Annotated in this window: 1 protein-coding gene; it reads right to left on the bottom strand. The window is 72.2% G+C overall.

Annotation, left to right across the window (positions count from 1 at the left end):
- A partial coding sequence (locus tag EPY72_RS19120; RefSeq protein ID WP_168216079.1) for a sugar phosphate nucleotidyltransferase occupies positions 1-655 on the bottom strand: 655 nt, incomplete at both ends.

Raw genomic sequence — 655 nt, 5'->3', positions numbered from 1 at the left:
TTCCACTCGTTGGCCGCGAGCAGTTCCCACGGCCGGCCCACGTCGAGCCACCGATCGAGTTCGACGTACCCCACCTCGTACTCGTCGACCACTCGCGCGAGCACGTCGGTGAGCTCGTGTTCGCCGCGCTCGCTCGCGGGGACATCGAGCCACGCGGTCGCCTCCGCGGGGAACGCGTACGCGCCGGCGTTCGCCAGCGTCGTCGGCGGATCCGTGGGCTTTTCGACCACGTCGGTGACGAGCCCGTCGCGGGTCGAGAGCACGCCGTAGTTCGACGGGTCGTCGACCCGAACTGCGCCGATGGTCGGACCGTCGGCGAACAGCGCGTCGACGGCGCCGGGATCGTAGAGGTTGTCGCCGTTGAGCACGACGAACTCGCCGTCGAGGTGGTCGCGGGCGGCCCGGACCGCGTCGGCGGTCCCGGCCTGCTCGTGTTGGACCGCGTAGCTGACCGGCACGCCCTCGTAGTCGTCGCCGAAGTACGTCCGGACTGCGTCGGCCTCGTAGCCGACGACGAAAACGAGTTGGTCGGCGCCGGCCCGGACGGCGGCGGCCGCGGCGTGGGCGGCCAGCGGCCGGTCGGCGACCGGCAACATCGGTTTCGGGAGCGACGCCGACAGCGGGCGGATCCGCGTGCCTTCACCCGCCGCGAGGA

The sequence above is a fragment of the Halorussus marinus genome, from assembly GCF_004765795.1.
GTDB lineage: Archaea > Halobacteriota > Halobacteria > Halobacteriales > Haladaptataceae > Halorussus > Halorussus marinus.
This window is presented reverse-complemented; position numbering and strand designations above follow the sequence as displayed.